An 18,183-nucleotide genomic window follows, 5' to 3' on the forward strand; every position below is an offset into this window, starting at 1 on the left:
GCCCTCCACAGACATTCACTCCCGTGGGAGCGGCTTCAGCCGCGACCTGTGACATTCGCTAGACCCCCGGTCGCGGCTGAAGCCGCTCCTACGAAAGCCGGAGATGAGGACCGGCTACACGCTGCGCCAGGGCGGCAGCCCATTGGTCGCGCCGGCGTTACTTCGGCGGAAGGTACAGCAGCGGGTCGACCGGCTTGCCGTTGTAGCGGCTGAGCCGGCGGCGCTTGCGGCCCACTGGGCCGCGCCGTTGGCGAACGCCCGGCGCGCTGCGCCGGGCCGGGGATCCGTCCGCTTGAGGATGCGACCGGTTACTTCGGCGGAAGATATAGCAGCGGGTCGACCGGCTTGCCGTTGTAGCGGATCTCGAAGTGCAGCATGTCGCGCGCCGCGCCGCTGTGGCCCATCTCGGCGATCTGCTGGCCGGCCTTGACGTTCTGGCCTTCGTTGACCAGGCGCTTGCGGTTGTGGCCGTAGGCCGACAGCCACTGTTCGTTGTGCTTGACGATGATCAGTTCGCCATAGCCCACCAGGCCGGCGCCGGAATACACCACCACGCCATCGGCGGCGGCCCGCACCGCTTCGCCGTTGCTGCCGGCGATGTCCACGCCCTGCTTAGTGGTTTCGCCGCTGACGAAGCGGCTGACCACCACGCCATCGGCCGGCCAGCGCCAGGAGAACCCGCTACTGACCGGTGTCGGCGCCGCGGCGACCGGCGGCCGCGCCGCCGCTGCCGTGCCGGCAGCCGGCGGTACTACCGCGGTGCCGCTGCCGGGCCGCGCGGCACCCGCGCCGCCGGGCGGATACAGCCGCAGCGATTGCCCCGGGTAGATCGTGTACGGCGGCTGCAGGCCGTTCCAGCCCGCCAGGTCCTGCGGGGTGATGTTGTTGGCACGGGCGATCGCATACAGCGTGTCGCCGCGGCGCACGGTGGCGCTGACCCCGGGCTTGGGCACGGACACCCGCGGCGCCGAGGCGGCGCTGCCGCGTACGGGCGCACCGCCGGGGGTGCGGACCACCGTGGCGCTGCTGCAGGCGCCGAGCGCCACCGCCACCAGCACACCCAGGCCGCAACGCAGGCCGTTCCGCACCACCCGATCGACGCTCATCCGAACTTGGCTCTCCATATGACCCACACCACCAGCAGCGCCAGGATCGCCGAGGCGACCCAGCCGAGCGGCTCGATCCAGCGGCGCAACGCGGCTTCCGCGCGCGGCCCGCCGAGGCGAATCGCTCCGGCCACCAGGTACACGCGCTTGCCGCGCCCGACCAGCATGCTCGCCAGGAACGGTAGCAGCGGCACCCCGACGATGCCTGAGGCCCAGGTGAATATCTTCAGCGGGATCGGCGTGAACCCGGCCAGCACCAACAGCCAGAACGCGCGCCACGGCGACTCGGCTATGACCTCGCGCAGGTGGCTGACCTGCGCGTCGATCTTCTGCGTCCAGCCCAGCCATTCGATCAGCGGCTGCACCGCGGCGAAGGCGAAATGCCCGAGCAGGTAGCCGATCATCGCGCCGGCCAGCGAGCCGAGCAGGCTCAGCGTGGCGAACCACAGCGCGCGCCGCGGCTGCGCCAGTGACATCGGCGCCAGCATCACCTCCGGCGGCACCGGGAACACGATGGCCTCGGCAAAACTGAGCCCGGTCAGCAGCGCCGGCGCGCGGCGGTGCCGCGACCAACTGATGGCGCGTTCGTACAACGGCCCAAAAATCTTCATCCAGTGCGGCTCCGGGAGGTCAATCCAGCATGCCCGACAGCAACGGGACGAAGGTCACCGGCGCCAGGACGTCTTGTTCGATCTGGCCGTCGGCAGCGCGGCGCAGGCGGATCAGCGATTGCGCGGACGGGCCGCCGACCGGCGCCACCAGGCATCCGCCCGGCGCCAGTTGCTCGATCAGGGCATCGACCAGCGCCGGCGCCGCGGCGGTGACCACGATCGCATCGAAGGGACCGTGCTCGGGCCAGCCGATGCGGCCGTCGTCGTGCTTGCTGCGCACGTTCATGCCGAGCTGGCGGAAGCGCTTGCGCGCCTGCCGCAGCAGGTCGCCGATGCGCTCGACAGTGTGCACCTCCAGGCCCAGTGCGGCCAGGATCGCCGCCTGGTAGCCGGAGCCGGTGCCGACTTCCAGCACCTTCTTCGGCGCCGCTTCCAGCACCGTCTCGGTCATGCGCGCCACCACCCACGGTTGCGAGATGGTCTGGCCGTGGCCGATCGGCAGCGCGGTGTCCTCGTAGGCGCGCGAGGCCAGTGCCTCGTCGATGAACAGGTGCCGCGGCACGGTGCGTACCGCGTTGAGCACGCTCTCGTCGCGGATGCCGGCTTCGCGCAGGCGCTCGACCAGGCGGTCGCGCACGCGCTGCGAGGTCATGCCGATGCCGATCGCTTCCGGCTGCAGGCGCAACCGCGGGGTCATGCCGGGCGGTCCAGCGCGGCGGTCAGGCCGCCGACCCAGCTGGCGACCTTTTCCAGCGCCTGGTAGCGGGTCAGGTCGACCTGGATCGGGGTGATCGAGATGAAGCCGGTGCGCACCGCGTGGAAGTCGGTGCCGGGGCCGGCGTCCTGTTCGCGCCCGGCCGGGCCGATCCAGTACACGGTGCCGCCGCGCGGGTCGGTCTGCGGCAGGCAGGGTTCGGAGCGGTGGCGGTTGCCGAGCCGGGTGACCTCGAAGCCCTTGATCTCCTGCCACGGCAGGTCGGGCACGTTGACGTTGAGGATGGTGTCGGCCGGCAGCGGATCGGCCTTGAGCCGCGCCACGATCTCCACCGCCGCGCGCGCGGCGGTCTGGAAATGCTTGGGTTCGTGGTTGTGGGTGACCAGCGACACCGCTACTGCAGGCAGGCCGAGGAAGCGGCCTTCCATCGCCGCCGAGACGGTGCCGGAATAGATCACGTCATCGCCGAGGTTGGCGGAATTGTTGATGCCGGAGACCACGATGTCCGGGTCGAACTCCAGCATGCCGGTGAGCGCCAGATGCACGCAGTCGGTCGGCGTGCCGGCGACGCTGCAGGTGTAATGGTCGATGCGCTTGAGCCGGATCGGCAGATCCAGGGTCAGCGAATTGCTGGCGCCGGACCGGTCGCGGTCGGGTGCGACCACCGTCACTTCGTGGCCGGCGCCGCGCAACTGCTCGGCCAGCATGCGAATGCCGGGGGCGTCGACGCCGTCGTCGTTGCTCACTAATACGCGCATGGTGCTCCTCGAAAACCGGTGCATGATACCGGATGCGTCCGGCCAGGTCGCTGACAGCGCGCCGACGATCGCGATGGCGGCCTTTGCGCGGGACGCTGCACAGGCAACACGGCACTGCTTCTACGCTGGGCACCGAAAACGCCGCGCCCCGCGGCGAAGGCACTGCCGGCGCTACCGCACTCACCTCAAACCGCGCAGCACGCTCTAAGCTGTGCGCATGGCGCATTCCGACGACGAAGACCCCGCCGCGCTGTTCCGCGCGGCCATCGGCAAGGTGGCCCCGCTCAATGCGACGCCGCCGGCCAATGCCAAGCCACGCCCCAAGCCGCGCGCACGCATGGCCGAACGCGACGAGGCCGAGGCGCAGGGCGAGTTCCAGCAATTGCTGCGGCAGAGCGCGCCGCTGGAAGCCGGCGACGTGGCGAGCTACCGCCGCGAGCATCTGCCGGCACGGGTGTTCCAGCGCCTGCGCAAGGGCCAGTTCTCGGCCCAGGACGAACTGGACCTGCACGGCGCCACCGCCGCGCAGGCCGAGGCGCTGCTGCGGCAGTTCCTGGCCGAAGCGCACGCGCACGAGTTCGGCTGCGTGCGGATCGTGCACGGCAAGGGCCTGCAATCCGGCGGCGTGCCCCTGCTGAAGAACCTGGTGGACCGCCTGCTGCGCCAGCGCAACGACGTGCTGGCCTTCCATTCGGCGCCGACCGCGCAGGGCGGCACCGGCGCGATGCTGGTGCTGCTGGCGCGCCGCTGAGCGAGGCCGCCGTTACGACGACGCAACAGGCGTGGCGTCGGATTCCCGATCGGCATCGGCGACGTCGCCGAGTTCGTGCAGCAGCGCGGTGGCGTAGCTGCCCGGCGGCAGTGCGAAGCGCAGCTCCAAGGCCTCGCCCTGCCCGTCCAGCCAGCGCCACTGCAGATCGGCCACGCGCAGGCGGGTCGCCCGCCGCTCCTGCTTCAGTCCCTCGCGCTCCAGGCCTGCGCGCAGGCGCAGCGCCACCGCCTCGTCCAGCGCCGCCAGCTCCAGCGCACGCGCCGTCTCGGCGCTGCGCAGCTCGCCGGCACCCCACAGCGGCGCGGATGGATGGATGTCGAACCGCTGCAGGCGCTCGGCCAGCGCCTCCGACCACGGCTCCGGACCGAATACGCTGCGGCTGCCGTCGAGCATCCAGACTTCGCCGTCCAGCGCACTGTCCCAGTTGCCGGCGGCCACGCGTGCGGCCAGCACCCGGTTGAACAGCTCCGAACGGGCGGCCGACAGCAGCAGCGAGCGCTGCTCGCGGCGCACCCGGCGGCCGCCGAACATCGCCAGCGCGGCACCGACGTTGCCGCCGTCGCGGCCGAAGCGCTGCTCACCGAACCAGTTGGGAATCCCGCGCGCGGCGATCTGCGCCAGCCGCGCCTCGATCGCCGTGCGCTCACCGCGCACCTCGCGCAGCACCAGCACGAAGCCGTTGCCGGCCAGCGCGCCGCGCGGCAGCTTGCGGTTGTGCCAGTGCGACTCCAGCACCTGCAGGTCCGCGTCCTGCAGGCTGTCCAGGGGCGGCGCCACGCGCTTGGGCAGATGCACCGAAAAGCGTTGGGTGGTCACCGCATGGCGGTCCTTCATGCCGGCATAGCCGATCGCCAGCTCCGCCACGCCAGCCCACTGCGCCAGGCGGCGCGCGGCGAAGGCGGTGTTCATGCCGCGCTTGCGCACCGTCAGCAACAGATGCTCGCCCTCGCCGCTGGGCGCGAACGCGGGCAGCTCGTCGACCTGGAAATCCTCGGCGCTGCTGCGCATGCGCGCCTGCAGCGGCGCGGCACCGAACGCGCGCGGCAGCTCGCTCACAGTGCCACCAGCAAGGCCACCGCCTGCGCCGAAATGCCTTCGCCGCGGCCGGTGAAGCCCAGCTTTTCGCTGGTGGTGGCCTTGACGCTGATGCAGTCCAGTTCGACCTGCAGCAGCGCCGCCAGGCGTTCGCGCATCGCCTGCGCGTGCGGGCCGACCTTGGGCCGTTCGCAGATCACGGTGACATCGGCATTGCCCAGGCGCCAGCCGCGCGCATGCAGCAGGCCCACGCAGTGATCGAGGAACTGCGCGCTGTCGGCGCCCTTCCAGCGCGGATCCGATGGCGGGAAATGCTGGCCGATGTCGCCCAGCGCCAACGCGCCGAGCAAGGCGTCGCACAGCGCGTGGATCACCACGTCGCCATCGCTGTGGGCAAGCACGCCGCGCTCGTGCGCCACGCGCACGCCGCCGAGCATGATGTGGTCGCCCTCGCCGAAGGCGTGGACGTCATAGCCCTGGCCGATGCGGAAAGAAAGAGGAGCAGAGGTACCGTGTGACATGGGAATCCTGTTCGTGAGAAGCGTCGACGCCACCTGGCGGTCAGACGCCGGGGTGCAACGTGCGCATGTAGACCGGCAGGGCTGCGGACGCCGGCATCGCGTCGTCGTCCACGTCCGCTGCCCCCCATTGCGGATTGAACCAGTCGGTCTGGACGATGCGCGCAATGAGCGCCGGCAACGACGTCTGCTGGATCGGCACGCCAAACGGCAGGCGGCCGTGCGCCGCCGACACCAGGCTGAAGCGCAACTGCCGCGCCTGCCCGTCGTGCCAGCAATAGAAGATCATCGAAGGCGCACCCTGGGCGCGCAGCGTGGCCTGCCGATCGTCGGCGACCGCCTCCACACACCGCACCACGCTCGCGACGTCGACGCCCGCGGCCTGATCCTCGCGCGGCGAGAACGCCCACAGGTTGGCCTGGGCCTCGTGCTGGATGGCGTCGCCATCGACCACGATCGCAGCGGCCGCGGCCTGCTGCAGCCAGGCGTGCGCCACCGAGTCCTCGAACCGCATCAGCCGCTCTGCCGCTGGAACAGTTCGAACTCGAAGCGCGCCAGGTCGGCCGGCGTGGTGACCTTGAAATTGTCTTCGGCACCTTCCACCAGCAGCGGCCGCAGCCCCAGCAACTCCATCGCCATGGCGTCGTCGGTGACCTCCACGCCGGCCGCGGCGGCCTGCTCCAGCGCGCGGCTGAGCTGCATGCGCCGGAACAACTGTGGGGTCAGCGCGCGCCACAGGCGCTCGCGCGGCTCGGTGCCGTCGATGCCGCCGTCGTCGCCGGCGCGCTTGAGTGTGTCGCGCACCGGCGCCGCCAGGATCGCGCCGACCGGATCGCCGCGCCCCGCTTCCAGCAGCCGGTCCAGATCGGCCAGCGCCAGGTTCGGCCGCGCCGCATCGTGCACCAGCACGAAATCGTCCGCCTTCACCGACTCGGGCAAGGCGTGCAGCGCGGCCAGCACCGAGCCGGCGCGGCTGCCGGCGCCCAGGCAGGTCAGCACCGGCTTGCCGGCCAGTTCGGTCCAGCCCGGCCACTGCGCATCGTCCACGCCCAGCGCGACCATCGCCCCGGCCACCGCCGGATGCGCCAGCAGCGCTTCCAGCGCATGCGCCAGCAACGGGCGCCCGCCCGCCTGCAGATACTGCTTGGGGGTGGCGCCGCCGAAACGGGTGCCGCGGCCGGCCGCCGGGACCACGGCCCAGACCGTGGCCATCAGGGTTGCTCGCCCGGCGCTGGCGTGACAGGCGCAGGCTGCGCAGCCGCGGCCGTGCCGGCCGGCGTCGACACCGGCGCATTCTCGACCACGCGGTAGAACTTTTCGCCCGGCTTGATCATGCCCAGTTCGCTCCGCGCGCGCTCCTCGATCGCCGCCTCGCCGTCCTTGAGATCCTTGACCTCGGCGGCGAGCGCGGCGTTGCGTTGCTGCAGTCCTTCGTTGTCGCGCTTCTGGTGCTCGACCTGACTTTCGAGCACCAGCACTTCGCCGGAATTCCCCGGACCGAGCCAGAAGCGGTACTGCAGCCACGCCAGCAATCCCGCCAGCACCAGCAGCAGCCAGCGCCAGTTGCGCACGGCTTATCGCTTGAGCGAGACGAAGGCGCCGCGCCCGGCATAGCGCGCGGCGCTGCCCAGCGCTTCTTCGATGCGCAGCAGTTGGTTGTACTTGGCCACGCGATCGCTGCGGCACAGCGAGCCGGTCTTGATCTGGGTGGCGGTGGTGGCCACGGCGATGTCGGCGATGGTGGTGTCCTCGGTCTCGCCGGAACGGTGCGAGACGATGGCCGCGTAGCCGGCCTTGTCGGCCATGGCGATGGCTTCCAGGGTCTCGGTCAGGGTGCCGATCTGGTTGACCTTGATCAGGATCGCGTTGGCGGTGCCGGACTCGATGCCCTGCTTGAAGATCTTCGGGTTGGTCACGAACAGGTCGTCGCCGACCAGTTGCACCTTGCTGCCGATGCGGTCGGTGAGCAGCTTCCAGCCGGCCCAGTCGTCCTCGGCCAGGCCGTCCTCGATGCTGACGATCGGGTACTGCGCGGCCCAGTCGGCGAGGAAGTCGACGAACTGCTCGCTGGTCAGGCGCTTGCCCTCGCCCACCAGGTGGTACTTGCCGTTGTCGTAGAACTCGCTGGAGGCCACGTCCAGACCCAGCAGCACGTCTTCGCCGGCGGTGTAGCCGGCCTTGCCGATCGCTTCCAGGATCGTGTCCAGCGCTTCCACGTTGCTGCGGAAATCCGGCGCGAAGCCGCCTTCGTCGCCGACCGCGGTGGACAGGCCGTGGCCCTTCAGCACCGACTTCAGCGCGTGGAAGATCTCGGTGCCGGCGCGCAGCGCCTCGGAGAACGAGGCGGCGCCGACCCGCAGCACCATGAATTCCTGGAAATCGACGTTGTTGTCGGCATGCGCGCCGCCGTTGATGATGTTCATCATCGGCACCGGCAGCGCCAGGTTGGCGGTGTTGCCACCGGACAGCGACTGCCACAGCGGCTGCTTGCGCGAGGCGGCAATGGCATGCGCGTTGGCCAGCGAGACGCCGAGCAGCGCATTGGCGCCGAGGCGGCCCTTGTTCTCGGTGCCGTCCAGGTCGATCAGGCGGCGATCCAGGCCCTGCTGGTCGGCGGCGTCGAAGCCCTTCAGCGCGCTTGCGATGGTGGTGTTGACGTTCTCCACCGCCTTGCGCACGCCCTTGCCCAGGTAGCGGGTCTTGTCGCCGTCGCGCAGCTCGACCGCTTCCTTGGTGCCGGTGGACGCGCCCGAGGGCACCGCGGCACGACCGAACGAACCGTCCTCCAGGATGACATCGGCTTCCAGCGTGGGATTGCCGCGGCTGTCGAGGATTTCACGGGCGTGGATGCTGCGGATCGTACTCATGGGCGGGCCGGTTACCTGTAGGAAGAGGGGGCGGAAACGAATGCCGGCTGATTATCCCCGGCTGCCCGTTCCTTGCCAAATGCCGCCTCAGCCGAGGCGCACCGCGCCCAGTGGGATCCCGCCGAGGAACAGCAGGATCAGGACCAGCATCGCCAGCAGCAGGCCGGCGCCGACGCCGGCCAGGACGCGGCCACGCCGCAGGACCCAGCCCAGCGCGGCGGCGATCAGCGTGCCCAGCGCGGCGACCGCCAGCACCAGCAGGCCGCCCACGATCCAGGCCTGCATGGCCAGGATGCCGTGGTCGCCGTCGCCGGGCGGACCCATCGCCCGGATAAAGGCGAACAGCACCACGCCCAACGCCGCCCAGGCCAGCAGCGACAGCAGCAGCGCGCACAGGCCCCACGAGAAACGGACCCGGGTGCGTGCGCTCATCGCCCGCGTCCCACAGCCCCAGGCACGGACCCGGCAGGACGCGTCCCGCCAGCGTGGGACGGACGCCGCGGCGGCAGCCAGAGCCTCACGCGAAGCGCGAGAACCCGTGCTTCTTGGTGACCGCATCCAGTTCCATCAGCGTTTCCAGCAACGCTTCCATCTGGTCCAGGGGCCAGGCGTTGGGGCCGTCGGACAGCGCCTTGGACGGATCCGGGTGGGTTTCGGCGAACACGCCGGCCACGCCCACGGCGACCGCCGCGCGCGCCAGCACCGGCACGAACTCGCGCTGGCCACCGGAACTGCCGCCCTGCCCGCCCGGCAACTGCACCGAATGGGTGGCGTCGAACACCACCGGGCAGCCCGTCTCGCGCATCACGCTCAGCGAGCGCATGTCGCTGACCAGGTTGTTGTAGCCGAAGCTGGCGCCGCGCTCGCAGACCATGATCTGCTCGTTGCCGGTGGACTTGGCCTTGTCCACCACCGGCTTCATGTCCCACGGCGACAGGAACTGGCCCTTCTTGATGTTGACCGGCTTGCCGGCGGCGCACACGTTCTTGATGAAATCGGTCTGCCGCACCAGGAACGCCGGGGTCTGCAGCACGTCCACCACCGCCGCCACTTCGTGCATGGGCGTGTACTCGTGCACGTCGGTCAGCACCGGCACGCCGATCTGCGTCTTCACCGCCTCCAGCACCTTCAAGCCTTCTTCCAGGCCGGGGCCGCGGAAGCTGGTGCCGGAAGTGCGGTTGGCCTTGTCGAAGCTGGACTTGAAGATGAAGTTGATGCCCAGCCGACCGGTGATCTCCTTGAGCCTGCCGGCGACGTCGAGCTGCAGCTGCATCGACTCGATCACGCACGGGCCGGCGATGAGGAACAGCGGCTGGTCCAGGCCGACCTCGAATCCACAGAGCTTCATGTCTTCAATTCCTATGTTTGAGCAAATGCACCATGCCGCCAAGCAGCAGAAGCGGCGTGCCAGTGAGAAAAAGTACGGACGCGGCGCGACGGGCGGCGACCACGGTCACGACGATGTAATAGCCGTCGCCGAGTCGGGGCCGCGCCAACACACCGCCCAACGGCACATACCGCACCAGCACTGCGAGCCAGAACGCCGCCGCGGCCAGCGCCACCAGCAACAGCCCTAGCACGAGCAAGCGCTCGCAGCCAGCGCTGAGCCACGTTGTCGGCGCGGGCATTACGCCCGCGCTTCCTTCAGCAGCTTGCCGCCGGCCTTCTTCTCGCGCGCAGCGCGGACGAAGCCGATGAACAGCGGGTGGCCGTCGCGCGGCGTGGACAGGAATTCCGGGTGCGCCTGGCAAGCCAGGAACCACGGGTGCGTCTCGCGCGGCAGTTCCACCATCTCCACCAGCGTGTCGTCCATCGACTTGGCGGAAATCACCAGGCCGGCGTCCTCCAACTGGGTGCGGTAGCGATTGTTGAACTCGTAGCGGTGGCGATGGCGCTCGGCCACCACGTCCTTGCCGTACAGCTCGCGCGCCAGCGTGCCCGGCTTGAGCCGCTGCTCCTGCAGGCCCAGGCGCATGGTGCCGCCGAGATCGGACTTCTCGTCACGCTTCTCGACATCGCCGCTGGCGGTGCGCCACTCGGTGATCAGGCCGATCACCGGATACGGCGACTGCCGGTCGTTCTCGGTGCTGTTGGCCGCATCCAGGCCGGCGACATGCCGCGCATAATCGACCACCGCGGCCTGCATGCCGTAGCAGATGCCGAAGTACGGCACGCCGTGCTGGCGCGCATAGCGCGAAGTCAGCACCTTGCCTTCGAAGCCGCGGTCGCCGAAGCCGCCAGGCACCAGGATGCCGTCCACGTCGGCCAGCGCCGCCATGTCGCTGCCTTCCAGGTCCTGCGCTTCCAGCCACTTCAGGTTGACCTTGGTGCGCTGGCGCAGGCCGCCGTGCTTGAGCGCCTCGCCGACCGACTTGTAGGCGTCCTGATGGTCCACGTACTTGCCGACCACGGCGATGGTGACCTCGTCGAGCGGGTGCTTGATCGCGTCGACCACCGCCTCCCATTCCGACAGGTTGGCCGCGCCGACCTTGTCGCGCAGCTTGAACTGCTCGATGACGATCTCGTCCAGGCCCTGCCGGTGCAGCTCCAGCGGCATGCCGTAGAGCACGTCGATGTCGGCGGCGCTGATCACCGCGCGCTCGGAGACGTTGGTGAACAGCGCGATCTTGCGCCGCTCCGAATCCGGGATCGCCTGTTCCGAGCGGCACAGCAGCACATCCGGCTGGATGCCGATCGAGCGCAGTTCCTTGACCGAATGCTGGGTCGGCTTGGTCTTCAGTTCGCCGGCGGCGGCGATGTACGGCACCAGGGTCAGGTGCATGAACATGGCCTTCTCGGCGCCGCGTTCGGTGCGCACCTGGCGGATCGCCTCCAGGAACGGCAGCGACTCGATGTCGCCGACGGTGCCGCCGATCTCGACCAGCGCCACGTCGTAGCCGGCGGTGGCTTCATCCACGCAGCGGCGGATCTCGTCGGTGATGTGCGGAATCACCTGCACGGTGGCGCCGAGGTAGTCGCCGCGGCGCTCCTTGCGGATCACGTTCTCGTAGATGCGCCCGGTGGTGACCGAATTCTTGCGCGACAGCCGCGTGCGCACGAAGCGCTCGTAGTGGCCCAGGTCCAGGTCGGTCTCGGCGCCGTCGTCGGTGACGTACACCTCGCCATGCTGGAACGGGCTCATCGTGCCCGGGTCGACGTTGATGTAGGGGTCCAGCTTCATCATCGTGACCGACAGGCCACGTGCTTCGAGAATGGACGCAAGCGAAGCGGCCGCGATGCCCTTGCCAAGCGAGGACACTACGCCGCCGGTAACGAAGATCAGGGGGGTCATGGCTCAAAGGCCTCCCGGAAAGCCATAGTTTAACGGGTGAAGCGGATTTGCCCAAGCGCTTTCGCGAACAGCCGCCCCACAAAAAAGCGACGCCCCGGGCGACCGGGGCGTCGTATGCAGGAAACCGTGCGCAGGCTCAGGGCTTGCGCGCTTCCTCTTCCTCTTCATTCTTCGGCGCGGCCGCATCCTTGCCGGCCTTGTGCTCGGCGGCGGCGGCGGCGCGGCGCTTGGCCTTGGCGTCGGCCTCGGCCTTTTCCTTGGCGACCTGCGCCTCGTAGGCGGCGGCACCGGAGGCGGCCGGATCGGCGCTCTGCGCCTGGGCCATCGCGACCGGCACGGCCACCGCGGCGGCGACCAGGGCGGCCAGGGTCAACAGCTTGCGAACGTTCATGGCGGACTCCTTTGGGACGTGCGACGAAGATGTGGGCGACGTCGCGGTTTTTCCAGGGCCAGCGTAGCGCAGAGCCCCCGCACCCGCCCTGAACACCGGCGACGTGCAAAAAACCGCCGCAGACCGCACACTTCCGGATCTGCTTCGCGCCACCTGCTGAGACGCATGAATACCCGCTACAACGCCGCCGACATCGAAGTTCTCTCTGGCCTGGACCCGGTCAAGCGCCGGCCCGGCATGTACACCGACACCGCACGCCCCAACCACCTGGCGCAGGAAGTCATCGACAACGCCGTGGACGAGGCACTGGCCGGCCACGCCCGGCACATCGAGGTGACGCTGTACAAGGACGGCAGTTGCGAGGTGTCCGACGATGGCCGCGGCATGCCGGTGGACATCCACCCGGAAGAGAAGATCTCCGGCGTCGAACTGATCCTGACCCGGCTGCACGCCGGCGGCAAGTTCAGCGACCGCAACTACACCTTCAGCGGCGGCCTGCACGGCGTCGGCGTCAGCGTGGTCAATGCGCTGTCCAAGCACGTGGAACTGTTCATCAAGCGCGAAGGCAACGAATACCGCATGGCCTTCGCCGATGGCCACGCCGCCTCCAAGCTGGAGATCGTCGGCAGCGTCGGCAAGAAGAACACCGGCACGCGCCTGCGCTTCTGGCCGGATCCGAAGTATTTCGACACGCCGAAGTTCGCGGTGCGCGCGCTGCGCCACCTGCTGCGCGCCAAGGCCGTGCTGTGCCCCGGGCTGACCGTCAAGCTGCACGACGAGGCCACCGGCGAACAGGACACCTGGTACTTCGAGGACGGCCTGCGCGACTACCTGCGCGGCGAACTGGCCGAGCGCGAGCTGCTGCCGGCCGAGCTGTTCGTCGGCAGCCTGAAGAAGGACCGCGAGATCGTAGACTGGGCGGTAGCCTGGGTGGTGGAAGGCGAGCTGGTGCAGGAGAGCTACGTCAACCTGATTCCGACCGCGCAGCACGGCACCCACGTCAACGGCCTGCGCAGCGGCCTCACCGACGCGCTGCGCGAGTTCTGCGATTTCCGCAACCTGCTGCCGCGCGGCGTGAAGCTGGCGCCGGAAGACGTGTGGGACCGCGTGGCGTTCGTGCTGTCGCTGAAGATGACCGACCCGCAGTTCAGCGGCCAGACCAAGGAACGCCTGTCCTCGCGTCAGGCCGCCGGCTTCATCGAGGGCGCCGCGCACGATGCCTTCAGCCTGTGGCTGAACCAGAACGTGGAGACCGGCACGCGCATCGCGCAGATCGCCATCGACCGCGCCAGCGCGCGGCTGAAGACCGAGAAGCAGATCGTGCGCAAGAAGGTCACCCAGGGTCCGGCGCTGCCGGGCAAGCTGGCCGACTGCATCAGCCAGGACCTGTCGCGCACTGAACTGTTCCTGGTCGAGGGCGACTCGGCCGGCGGCAGCGCCAAGCAGGCCCGAGACAAGGATTTCCAGGCGATCCTGCCGCTGCGCGGCAAGATCCTCAACACCTGGGAAGTGGCCTCCGGCAGCGTGCTGGCCTCCGAGGAAGTGCACAACCTGGCGATCGCGATCGGCTGCGACCCGGGCAAGGAAGAGATCGACGGCCTGCGCTACGGCAAGGTGGTGATCCTGGCCGACGCCGACTCCGACGGCCTGCACATCGCCACCCTGCTGACCGCGCTGTTCCTGCGCCACTTCCCTGCCCTGGTGCGCGCCGGCCACGTGTTCGTGGCGATGCCGCCGCTGTTCCGCGTGGACGTGGGCAAGCAGGTGTTCTACGCGCTGGACGAGGAAGAGAAGCGCTCGCTGCTGGACAAGATCCAGCGCGAGAAGATCAAGGGCCAGGTCAGCGTGACCCGCTTCAAGGGCCTGGGCGAGATGAATCCGCAGCAGTTGCGCGAATCCACCATCCACCCGGACACCCGGCGCCTGGTGCAACTCACCGTGGACGACGGCGACCAGACCCGCTCGCTGATGGACATGCTGCTGGCCAAGAAGCGCGCCGGCGACCGCAAGCAGTGGCTGGAGACCAAGGGCGACCTGGCCTCGCTGGAGGTCTGAGGCGGCCGCAGCTCGATTGCTTGCTGCCGTCGTAGGAGCGGCTTCAGCCGCGACAGGGCTTTCCCGAGCAAGCCGGGTCGCGGCTGAAGCCGCTCCTACGATGGAAGACGACGACATGGCGTGCTTACGCACCGACTTGCTCGTTCGTCACGCCGGCTATCCGGCGATGGATTGCCAGCCGGGCAATCAACCGTGTGCAGGCGCCGCCGGGACCACGCCGGTGCAGTCGTGATCCTGTAGCTCCTCCGCACCGACGCCATCGCCGGGACGTGCCGTGGCCGCCAGCAGCACGAAGCCAGGACGGCCATCGACATCCGCGCCGACCACCGCCAGGGTCTGTTGCGCCATGCCCTGCTGCGGCGGCAACGCGCGCGCCAGCAACGTCAACGGATTCGCATCAAGCGCCTCGCCCTCCATGCGCATGGCCCGATAGGCGTGGCCGCGCAGCGGTTGCGGCAACGGCGCCCAGGCCGGTCCGATCGACGCCTGCATCGCCTGCAGCTGATCGCGCACCTGCGGCGCCAGGCAATCGATGTGGATGTGCAACTGGTCCTGCGAGCGCGCCGAGGGCGGGTTGATCGTCAGGCTGGCCAGGTCGCGCGGCAGCGGCCTGCCCAGTGCAGTCGCGACCCGGCTGCGCGCCTGCCAGGCCAGGCCCAGCCAGTTCGGCGCACCGGCGGCACGCGCGCGCGGATCCTCGATGCCGCTGACCGGCACCGTCGGGATCAGCAGGTACTGATAGGCGCCGCGCAGGTCCTTCATCAACGCGTAGCGCTGGCCGGGCTCGGCATGGACTTCGCTGCACGGCGCAGGATCGGCGCCGGCCCGTGCCTGCGGCAGGCAGCGGGTGCTCAGCAGCCGCCACAGGCGCTGCCGATCGTGGGCATGCGGATCGTGTGCGGCCGGCGAGTCGGCCACGGGCCGCGGCGCGCCGATGCAGCCGGCCAGCTGCGTCGCCAGCAACAGGCACAGCGGCAGGCGGAAACGAAAGACGGGCATGCGCAGCGGACCGGACACGGGACGAACCGGCGATTGTAGCCAGCGCCGATGAACCGGCATGCCGCGGTGGCGCCGCCAGCGACCATGGCTTTGTGCACATCCGCCACGCCGACGCCGCGGCCTAGCATGCCGGCTCCCTCCCTGCGAGCGACTGCCCGTGCCGACCCTCCCCTCCGTCCTGCTGGCCGTGCTGCTGGCCGCGACGCCGATGACCGCGGCGCTGGCCGCCGATGCCGATGCGGCGAATGCCGACAAGCCCGACAAGGCCGCCGCCGAACCGGCGCCGCTGCCGGCCGATGCGCAGACCAGCCAGTCCATCCAGCTCGACGGTCGCACGCTGCGCTACACGGTCAAGGTCGGCACGCTGCCGGTGAAGGACAAGCAGGGCAAGGTCGTCGCCGACGTGGTCTATACCGCCTACACCATGGACGGCAAGGACCGCCCGGTGACCTTCGCGCTCAACGGCGGCCCCGGCGCGGCCTCGGTGTATCTCAACCTGGGCGCGATCGGGCCGAAGGTGGTGGCGTTCGGCAGCGAGGGCGACAGCGCCTCGGCGCCGGCGCACCTGCGCGACAACCCCGGCACCTGGCTGGACTTCACCGACCTGGTGTTCATCGACCCGGTCGGTACCGGCTTCAGCCGCTCGCGGGTGCCCGACGAGCAGGCCAAGAAGCAGTTCTACAACCCGCAGGCCGACGTCGAGTACCTCTCGCGCACCATCTACGACTGGCTGCTGAAGAACCAGCGCCTGCAATCGCGCAAGTACTTGGTCGGCGAAAGCTACGGCGGCTTCCGCGGCCCGCGCATCACCCACTACCTGCAGACCAAGCTCGGCGTGGCGATGAACGGCGTGGTCCTGGTCTCACCGTATCTGAACCCGACGCTGGACGACAACGGCGACGTCTCGCCGCTGCCGTGGATGCTGACCCTGCCGTCGATCGCCGCCGCGCACCTGGAGCGCGAGGGCAAGCTGACCCCGGAGGCGATGCGCCAAGTGATCGACTACACCCGCGGCGATTACGTCACGGCGCTGCTGCGCGGGCGTTCCGACCCGGCCGGCACCACCCGCATGATCCAGCAGGTGACCGCGATGACCGGCCTGGACCCGGCCTTCGTGCGCCGCGCCGGCGGTCGCCTGGAGACCCAGGCCTATCTGCGCGAGGTGTTCCGCGACAAGGGCGAACTGGGCAGCCGCTACGACTCCAACGTCACCGCCTTCGACCCGTTCCCCAACGCCCCCGAGCAGCGCGCCAACGACCCGCTGCTGGACAGCATCATCGCCCCCACCACCACCGCGATGGTCGATTTCGTGACCCGCGTGGTCGGCTGGAAGATCGACGCCCGCTACGAGGCGCTGAACTACGACGTGAACCGGCTGTGGGACTGGGACGACGAGCTGCGCAAGGGCTCGGTGACGCAACTGCGCCAGTCGGTGGCGATCGACCCGAAGCTGCGCGTGCTGATCGTGCACGGCTGGAACGACCTGTCGTGCCCGTTCATGGGCTCGGTGCTGACCGTGGACCAGATGCCGGTGATGGGCAACGACCCGACCCGCGTGCAGGTCAAGAACTACCCCGGCGGCCACATGTTCTACAACCGCGCCGACAGCCAGCGCGCGCTGCGCCAGGACGTTTTGGCGATGTATCGGGCGAACTAGCGGGGATTGGGCATTCGGGATTGGGGATTCGCTAAGGCGGGTTCCCGGCGCCGACAGCGGAGATTGGGGAGTTGGGATTGGGGATTCGGAAAAGCCGCATTTCGGCGGCGTGAGCCAGTCCGCATGATTCGGGCAGAGCTCGCTGCAGAGCGGCGAGCGGCGAGCGGATATCAGGCTAGCCGGGAATCCGCCTTAGCGAATCCCCAATCCCAACTCCCCAATCCCCGCCCCACTCACACCCACCCAGCCAGCGCGAATCCGCGGAAAATCAGATACGCCACGCCGGCGGCGGCGGGGATGGTCAGGATCCAGGCCCAGACGATGCGTTCGATGACGCCGAAGCGCAGCGAGCGCGGGTTCTTGGCAAAGCCCACGCCCATGATCGCGGTGGAGATGCTGTGGGTGGTGGACACCGGCATGCCGAAGTGCGCGGCCAGGGTCAGGATCGTGGCCGAGCTGGTCTCCGCGGCGAAGCCATGGATCGGATGCAGCTTGACCATCTTGTGGCCCAGGGTCTTGATGATCTTCCAGCCGCCGGAGGCGGTGCCGGCGGCCATCACCACCGCGCAGGTCAGCACGATCCAGGTGGCGATGCCCTGCCCCTGATGGGCGTCGGGGTGCAGGAACGCCAGCCACGACGGCAGCTCGTCCAGGGCGCCGGTGCTCTGTGCGCCGATCAGGGTCATGGCGATGATGCCCATGGTCTTCTGCGCATCGTTGTGGCCGTGCGCGTAACCCATGTACGCGGCCGAGGCGATCTGCGCCTTGCCGAAGAAGGCGTTGACCCAGCGCGGCCGCGCCAGCCGCCCGAGCGGACCGCCCAGCTTGGCCAGGCCGGCGATCGCCGCCCACAGCAGCAGCATCACCGCGATGCCGAGCAGGAAACCGGCGATCGGCGAGGTGACCATCGGCACGAACACCTTCCACAGCAGGCCCTTGTTCTTGGCCCAGTCGCCGACGTTCTGCGACCAGATCAGCGCGCCCCAGTTGTTGTGCGCGGCGGCCAGGCCGGCGCCGCACAGGCCGCCGATCAGCGCATGCGAGGACGAGGACGGCAGGCCCTTCCACCAGGTGATCAGGTTCCACACGATGCCGCCGAGCAGCGCGCACAGCACCACCTGCGGGGTCACCGCGACCACGTCGGTGTTGAGCAGGCCCGAGGCGATGGTCATCGCCACGGCGGTGCCGGTCAGCGCGCCGACCAGGTTCATCGCCGCCGCCAGCATCACCGCCCAGCCGGGACTGAGCACCTTGGTGGCGACCACGGTGGCGATCGAGTTGGCGGTGTCGTGGAAGCCGTTGATGAACTCGAACACCAGCGCCGCCAGGATCACGATCAGGACCAGGGTCAGCATCGGCGCGCCTCCGCGCACGGGACGGCGGCGGCCAGCGCGCACAGGGCGCCGC

At 69.5% G+C, this 18,183-nt stretch carries 20 protein-coding genes; 3 read left to right on the forward strand and 17 right to left on the reverse strand.

Going from position 1 to position 18,183, the window contains the following annotated elements; all coding sequences use genetic code 11:
- Nucleotides 1-308: 308 nt before the first annotated feature.
- Genes NUG21_RS11595 through surE form a run of 4 tightly spaced genes read right to left on the reverse strand, consistent with a single transcriptional unit; the run spans nt 309 to nt 3,190 of the window.
- Nucleotides 309-1,106 carry a peptidoglycan DD-metalloendopeptidase family protein gene (locus NUG21_RS11595; protein WP_160946559.1) on the reverse strand — a complete coding sequence of 266 codons (798 nt, stop codon included), beginning with the start codon at nt 1,104-1,106 and terminating at the stop codon, nt 309-311.
- Nucleotides 1,103-1,717, reverse strand: a complete 615-nt coding sequence (locus tag NUG21_RS11600) for a YqaA family protein (RefSeq protein ID WP_242080964.1) — start codon at nt 1,715-1,717, stop codon at nt 1,103-1,105. Before NUG21_RS11600 ends, NUG21_RS11595 begins: the two co-directional genes overlap by 4 nt.
- Before the next feature lie 19 nt (nt 1,718-1,736).
- Nucleotides 1,737-2,414: a protein-L-isoaspartate(D-aspartate) O-methyltransferase gene (locus tag NUG21_RS11605; RefSeq protein ID WP_026143980.1), complete on the reverse strand. Its 678-nt coding sequence runs from the start codon at nt 2,412-2,414 to the stop codon at nt 1,737-1,739.
- Entirely contained in the window at nt 2,411-3,190 is a 780-nt protein-coding gene (surE, locus tag NUG21_RS11610) for a 5'/3'-nucleotidase SurE (protein WP_160946557.1), read from the reverse strand. Before surE ends, NUG21_RS11605 begins: the two co-directional genes overlap by 4 nt.
- A 217-nt stretch (nt 3,191-3,407) precedes the next feature.
- On the opposite strand from surE, the gene NUG21_RS11615 reads away from it, so the two are divergent.
- Complete coding sequence (locus NUG21_RS11615) at nt 3,408-3,941, forward strand: Smr/MutS family protein (protein WP_242159936.1); 534 nt, start codon at nt 3,408-3,410, stop codon at nt 3,939-3,941.
- A 12-nt stretch (nt 3,942-3,953) separates the two neighbouring features.
- Here NUG21_RS11615 and truD read toward each other — a convergent pair whose 3' ends face one another.
- The 11 genes from truD to NUG21_RS11670 all read right to left on the reverse strand — a co-directional run bounded on the left by truD (nt 3,954) and on the right by NUG21_RS11670 (nt 12,065).
- Entirely contained in the window at nt 3,954-4,970 is a 1,017-nt protein-coding gene (gene truD, locus NUG21_RS11620) for a tRNA pseudouridine(13) synthase TruD (protein ID WP_263393071.1), read from the reverse strand.
- Nucleotides 4,971-5,014: 44 nt separating this feature from the next.
- Entirely contained in the window at nt 5,015-5,518 is a 504-nt protein-coding gene (ispF, locus tag NUG21_RS11625) for a 2-C-methyl-D-erythritol 2,4-cyclodiphosphate synthase (protein WP_263390927.1), read from the reverse strand.
- Between the two features lie 40 nt (nt 5,519-5,558).
- The gene (locus NUG21_RS11630; RefSeq protein WP_263390928.1) at nt 5,559-6,029 is read right to left on the reverse strand and encodes a hypothetical protein; all 471 of its coding nucleotides are present in this window, start codon (nt 6,027-6,029) and stop codon (nt 5,559-5,561) included.
- Nucleotides 6,029-6,730 (reverse strand): 2-C-methyl-D-erythritol 4-phosphate cytidylyltransferase, encoded by a 702-nt coding sequence (ispD, locus tag NUG21_RS11635; protein ID WP_242081325.1) that lies wholly within the window; start codon nt 6,728-6,730, stop codon nt 6,029-6,031. Before ispD ends, NUG21_RS11630 begins: the two co-directional genes overlap by 1 nt.
- On the reverse strand, nt 6,727-7,086 hold the full coding sequence (ftsB, locus tag NUG21_RS11640) for a cell division protein FtsB (RefSeq protein WP_160946552.1): 360 nt from the start codon (nt 7,084-7,086) through the stop codon (nt 6,727-6,729). Before ftsB ends, ispD begins: the two co-directional genes overlap by 4 nt.
- Nucleotides 7,087-7,089: 3 nt before the next feature.
- Nucleotides 7,090-8,382, reverse strand: coding sequence for a phosphopyruvate hydratase (gene eno, locus NUG21_RS11645; protein WP_263390929.1), 1,293 nt, complete (start codon nt 8,380-8,382; stop codon nt 7,090-7,092).
- An 87-nt stretch (nt 8,383-8,469) separates the two neighbouring features.
- Nucleotides 8,470-8,814, reverse strand: a complete 345-nt coding sequence (locus NUG21_RS11650) for a hypothetical protein (protein ID WP_263390930.1) — start codon at nt 8,812-8,814, stop codon at nt 8,470-8,472.
- Nucleotides 8,815-8,899: 85 nt separating this feature from the next.
- Nucleotides 8,900-9,730 (reverse strand): 3-deoxy-8-phosphooctulonate synthase, encoded by an 831-nt coding sequence (gene kdsA / locus NUG21_RS11655; RefSeq protein WP_160946550.1) that lies wholly within the window; start codon nt 9,728-9,730, stop codon nt 8,900-8,902.
- Between the two features lie 4 nt (nt 9,731-9,734).
- A complete protein-coding gene (locus NUG21_RS11660; protein WP_160946549.1) occupies nt 9,735-10,010 on the reverse strand; it encodes a hypothetical protein in 276 nt (91 codons plus the stop codon).
- Nucleotides 10,010-11,674, reverse strand: a complete 1,665-nt coding sequence (locus NUG21_RS11665; protein WP_160946548.1) for a CTP synthase — start codon at nt 11,672-11,674, stop codon at nt 10,010-10,012. Before NUG21_RS11665 ends, NUG21_RS11660 begins: the two co-directional genes overlap by 1 nt.
- A 136-nt stretch (nt 11,675-11,810) precedes the next feature.
- Complete coding sequence (locus NUG21_RS11670; RefSeq protein WP_263390931.1) at nt 11,811-12,065, reverse strand: hypothetical protein; 255 nt, start codon at nt 12,063-12,065, stop codon at nt 11,811-11,813.
- Nucleotides 12,066-12,230: 165 nt separating this feature from the next.
- Here NUG21_RS11670 and parE point away from each other — a divergent pair, with 165 nt between their 5' ends.
- Nucleotides 12,231-14,120 (forward strand): DNA topoisomerase IV subunit B, encoded by a 1,890-nt coding sequence (gene parE, locus NUG21_RS11675; protein WP_242080972.1) that lies wholly within the window; start codon nt 12,231-12,233, stop codon nt 14,118-14,120.
- A gap of 186 nt (nt 14,121-14,306) precedes the next feature.
- On the opposite strand, the gene NUG21_RS11680 is transcribed toward parE, so the two are convergent.
- The gene (locus NUG21_RS11680) at nt 14,307-15,119 is read right to left on the reverse strand and encodes a CDP-diacylglycerol diphosphatase (RefSeq protein WP_263390932.1); all 813 of its coding nucleotides are present in this window, start codon (nt 15,117-15,119) and stop codon (nt 14,307-14,309) included.
- A 208-nt stretch (nt 15,120-15,327) separates the two neighbouring features.
- On the opposite strand from NUG21_RS11680, the gene NUG21_RS11685 reads away from it, so the two are divergent.
- Nucleotides 15,328-16,776 (forward strand): S10 family peptidase, encoded by a 1,449-nt coding sequence (locus NUG21_RS11685; RefSeq protein ID WP_202406926.1) that lies wholly within the window; start codon nt 15,328-15,330, stop codon nt 16,774-16,776.
- Between the two features lie 233 nt (nt 16,777-17,009).
- On the opposite strand, the gene NUG21_RS11690 is transcribed toward NUG21_RS11685, so the two are convergent.
- Complete coding sequence (locus NUG21_RS11690) at nt 17,010-18,131, reverse strand: inorganic phosphate transporter (protein ID WP_160948507.1); 1,122 nt, start codon at nt 18,129-18,131, stop codon at nt 17,010-17,012.
- Nucleotides 18,132-18,183 lie beyond the last annotated feature (52 nt).

This window comes from Xanthomonas sp. CFBP 8445, assembly GCF_025666235.1.
Taxonomy (GTDB): Bacteria; Pseudomonadota; Gammaproteobacteria; order Xanthomonadales; family Xanthomonadaceae; genus Xanthomonas_A; species Xanthomonas_A indica.

Coding starts and splice junctions, on each gene's coding strand:
- NUG21_RS11595 (WP_160946559.1), bottom strand. CDS start 1,106: ATGAGCGTCGATCGGGTGGTGCGGAACGGCCTGCGTTGCGGCCTGGGT.
- NUG21_RS11600 (WP_242080964.1), bottom strand. CDS start 1,717: ATGAAGATTTTTGGGCCGTTGTACGAACGCGCCATCAGTTGGTCGCGG.
- NUG21_RS11605 (WP_026143980.1), bottom strand. CDS start 2,414: ATGACCCCGCGGTTGCGCCTGCAGCCGGAAGCGATCGGCATCGGCATG.
- surE (WP_160946557.1), bottom strand. CDS start 3,190: ATGCGCGTATTAGTGAGCAACGACGACGGCGTCGACGCCCCCGGCATT.
- NUG21_RS11615 (WP_242159936.1), top strand. CDS start 3,408: ATGGCGCATTCCGACGACGAAGACCCCGCCGCGCTGTTCCGCGCGGCC.
- truD (WP_263393071.1), bottom strand. CDS start 4,970: ATGCGCAGCAGCGCCGAGGATTTCCAGGTCGACGAGCTGCCCGCGTTC.
- ispF (WP_263390927.1), bottom strand. CDS start 5,518: ATGTCACACGGTACCTCTGCTCCTCTTTCTTTCCGCATCGGCCAGGGC.
- NUG21_RS11630 (WP_263390928.1), bottom strand. CDS start 6,029: ATGCGGTTCGAGGACTCGGTGGCGCACGCCTGGCTGCAGCAGGCCGCG.
- eno (WP_263390929.1), bottom strand. CDS start 8,382: ATGAGTACGATCCGCAGCATCCACGCCCGTGAAATCCTCGACAGCCGC.
- NUG21_RS11650 (WP_263390930.1), bottom strand. CDS start 8,814: ATGAGCGCACGCACCCGGGTCCGTTTCTCGTGGGGCCTGTGCGCGCTG.
- kdsA (WP_160946550.1), bottom strand. CDS start 9,730: ATGAAGCTCTGTGGATTCGAGGTCGGCCTGGACCAGCCGCTGTTCCTC.
- NUG21_RS11660 (WP_160946549.1), bottom strand. CDS start 10,010: ATGCCCGCGCCGACAACGTGGCTCAGCGCTGGCTGCGAGCGCTTGCTC.
- NUG21_RS11665 (WP_160946548.1), bottom strand. CDS start 11,674: ATGACCCCCCTGATCTTCGTTACCGGCGGCGTAGTGTCCTCGCTTGGC.
- NUG21_RS11670 (WP_263390931.1), bottom strand. CDS start 12,065: ATGAACGTTCGCAAGCTGTTGACCCTGGCCGCCCTGGTCGCCGCCGCG.
- parE (WP_242080972.1), top strand. CDS start 12,231: ATGAATACCCGCTACAACGCCGCCGACATCGAAGTTCTCTCTGGCCTG.
- NUG21_RS11680 (WP_263390932.1), bottom strand. CDS start 15,119: ATGCCCGTCTTTCGTTTCCGCCTGCCGCTGTGCCTGTTGCTGGCGACG.
- NUG21_RS11685 (WP_202406926.1), top strand. CDS start 15,328: ATGACCGCGGCGCTGGCCGCCGATGCCGATGCGGCGAATGCCGACAAG.
- NUG21_RS11690 (WP_160948507.1), bottom strand. CDS start 18,131: ATGCTGACCCTGGTCCTGATCGTGATCCTGGCGGCGCTGGTGTTCGAG.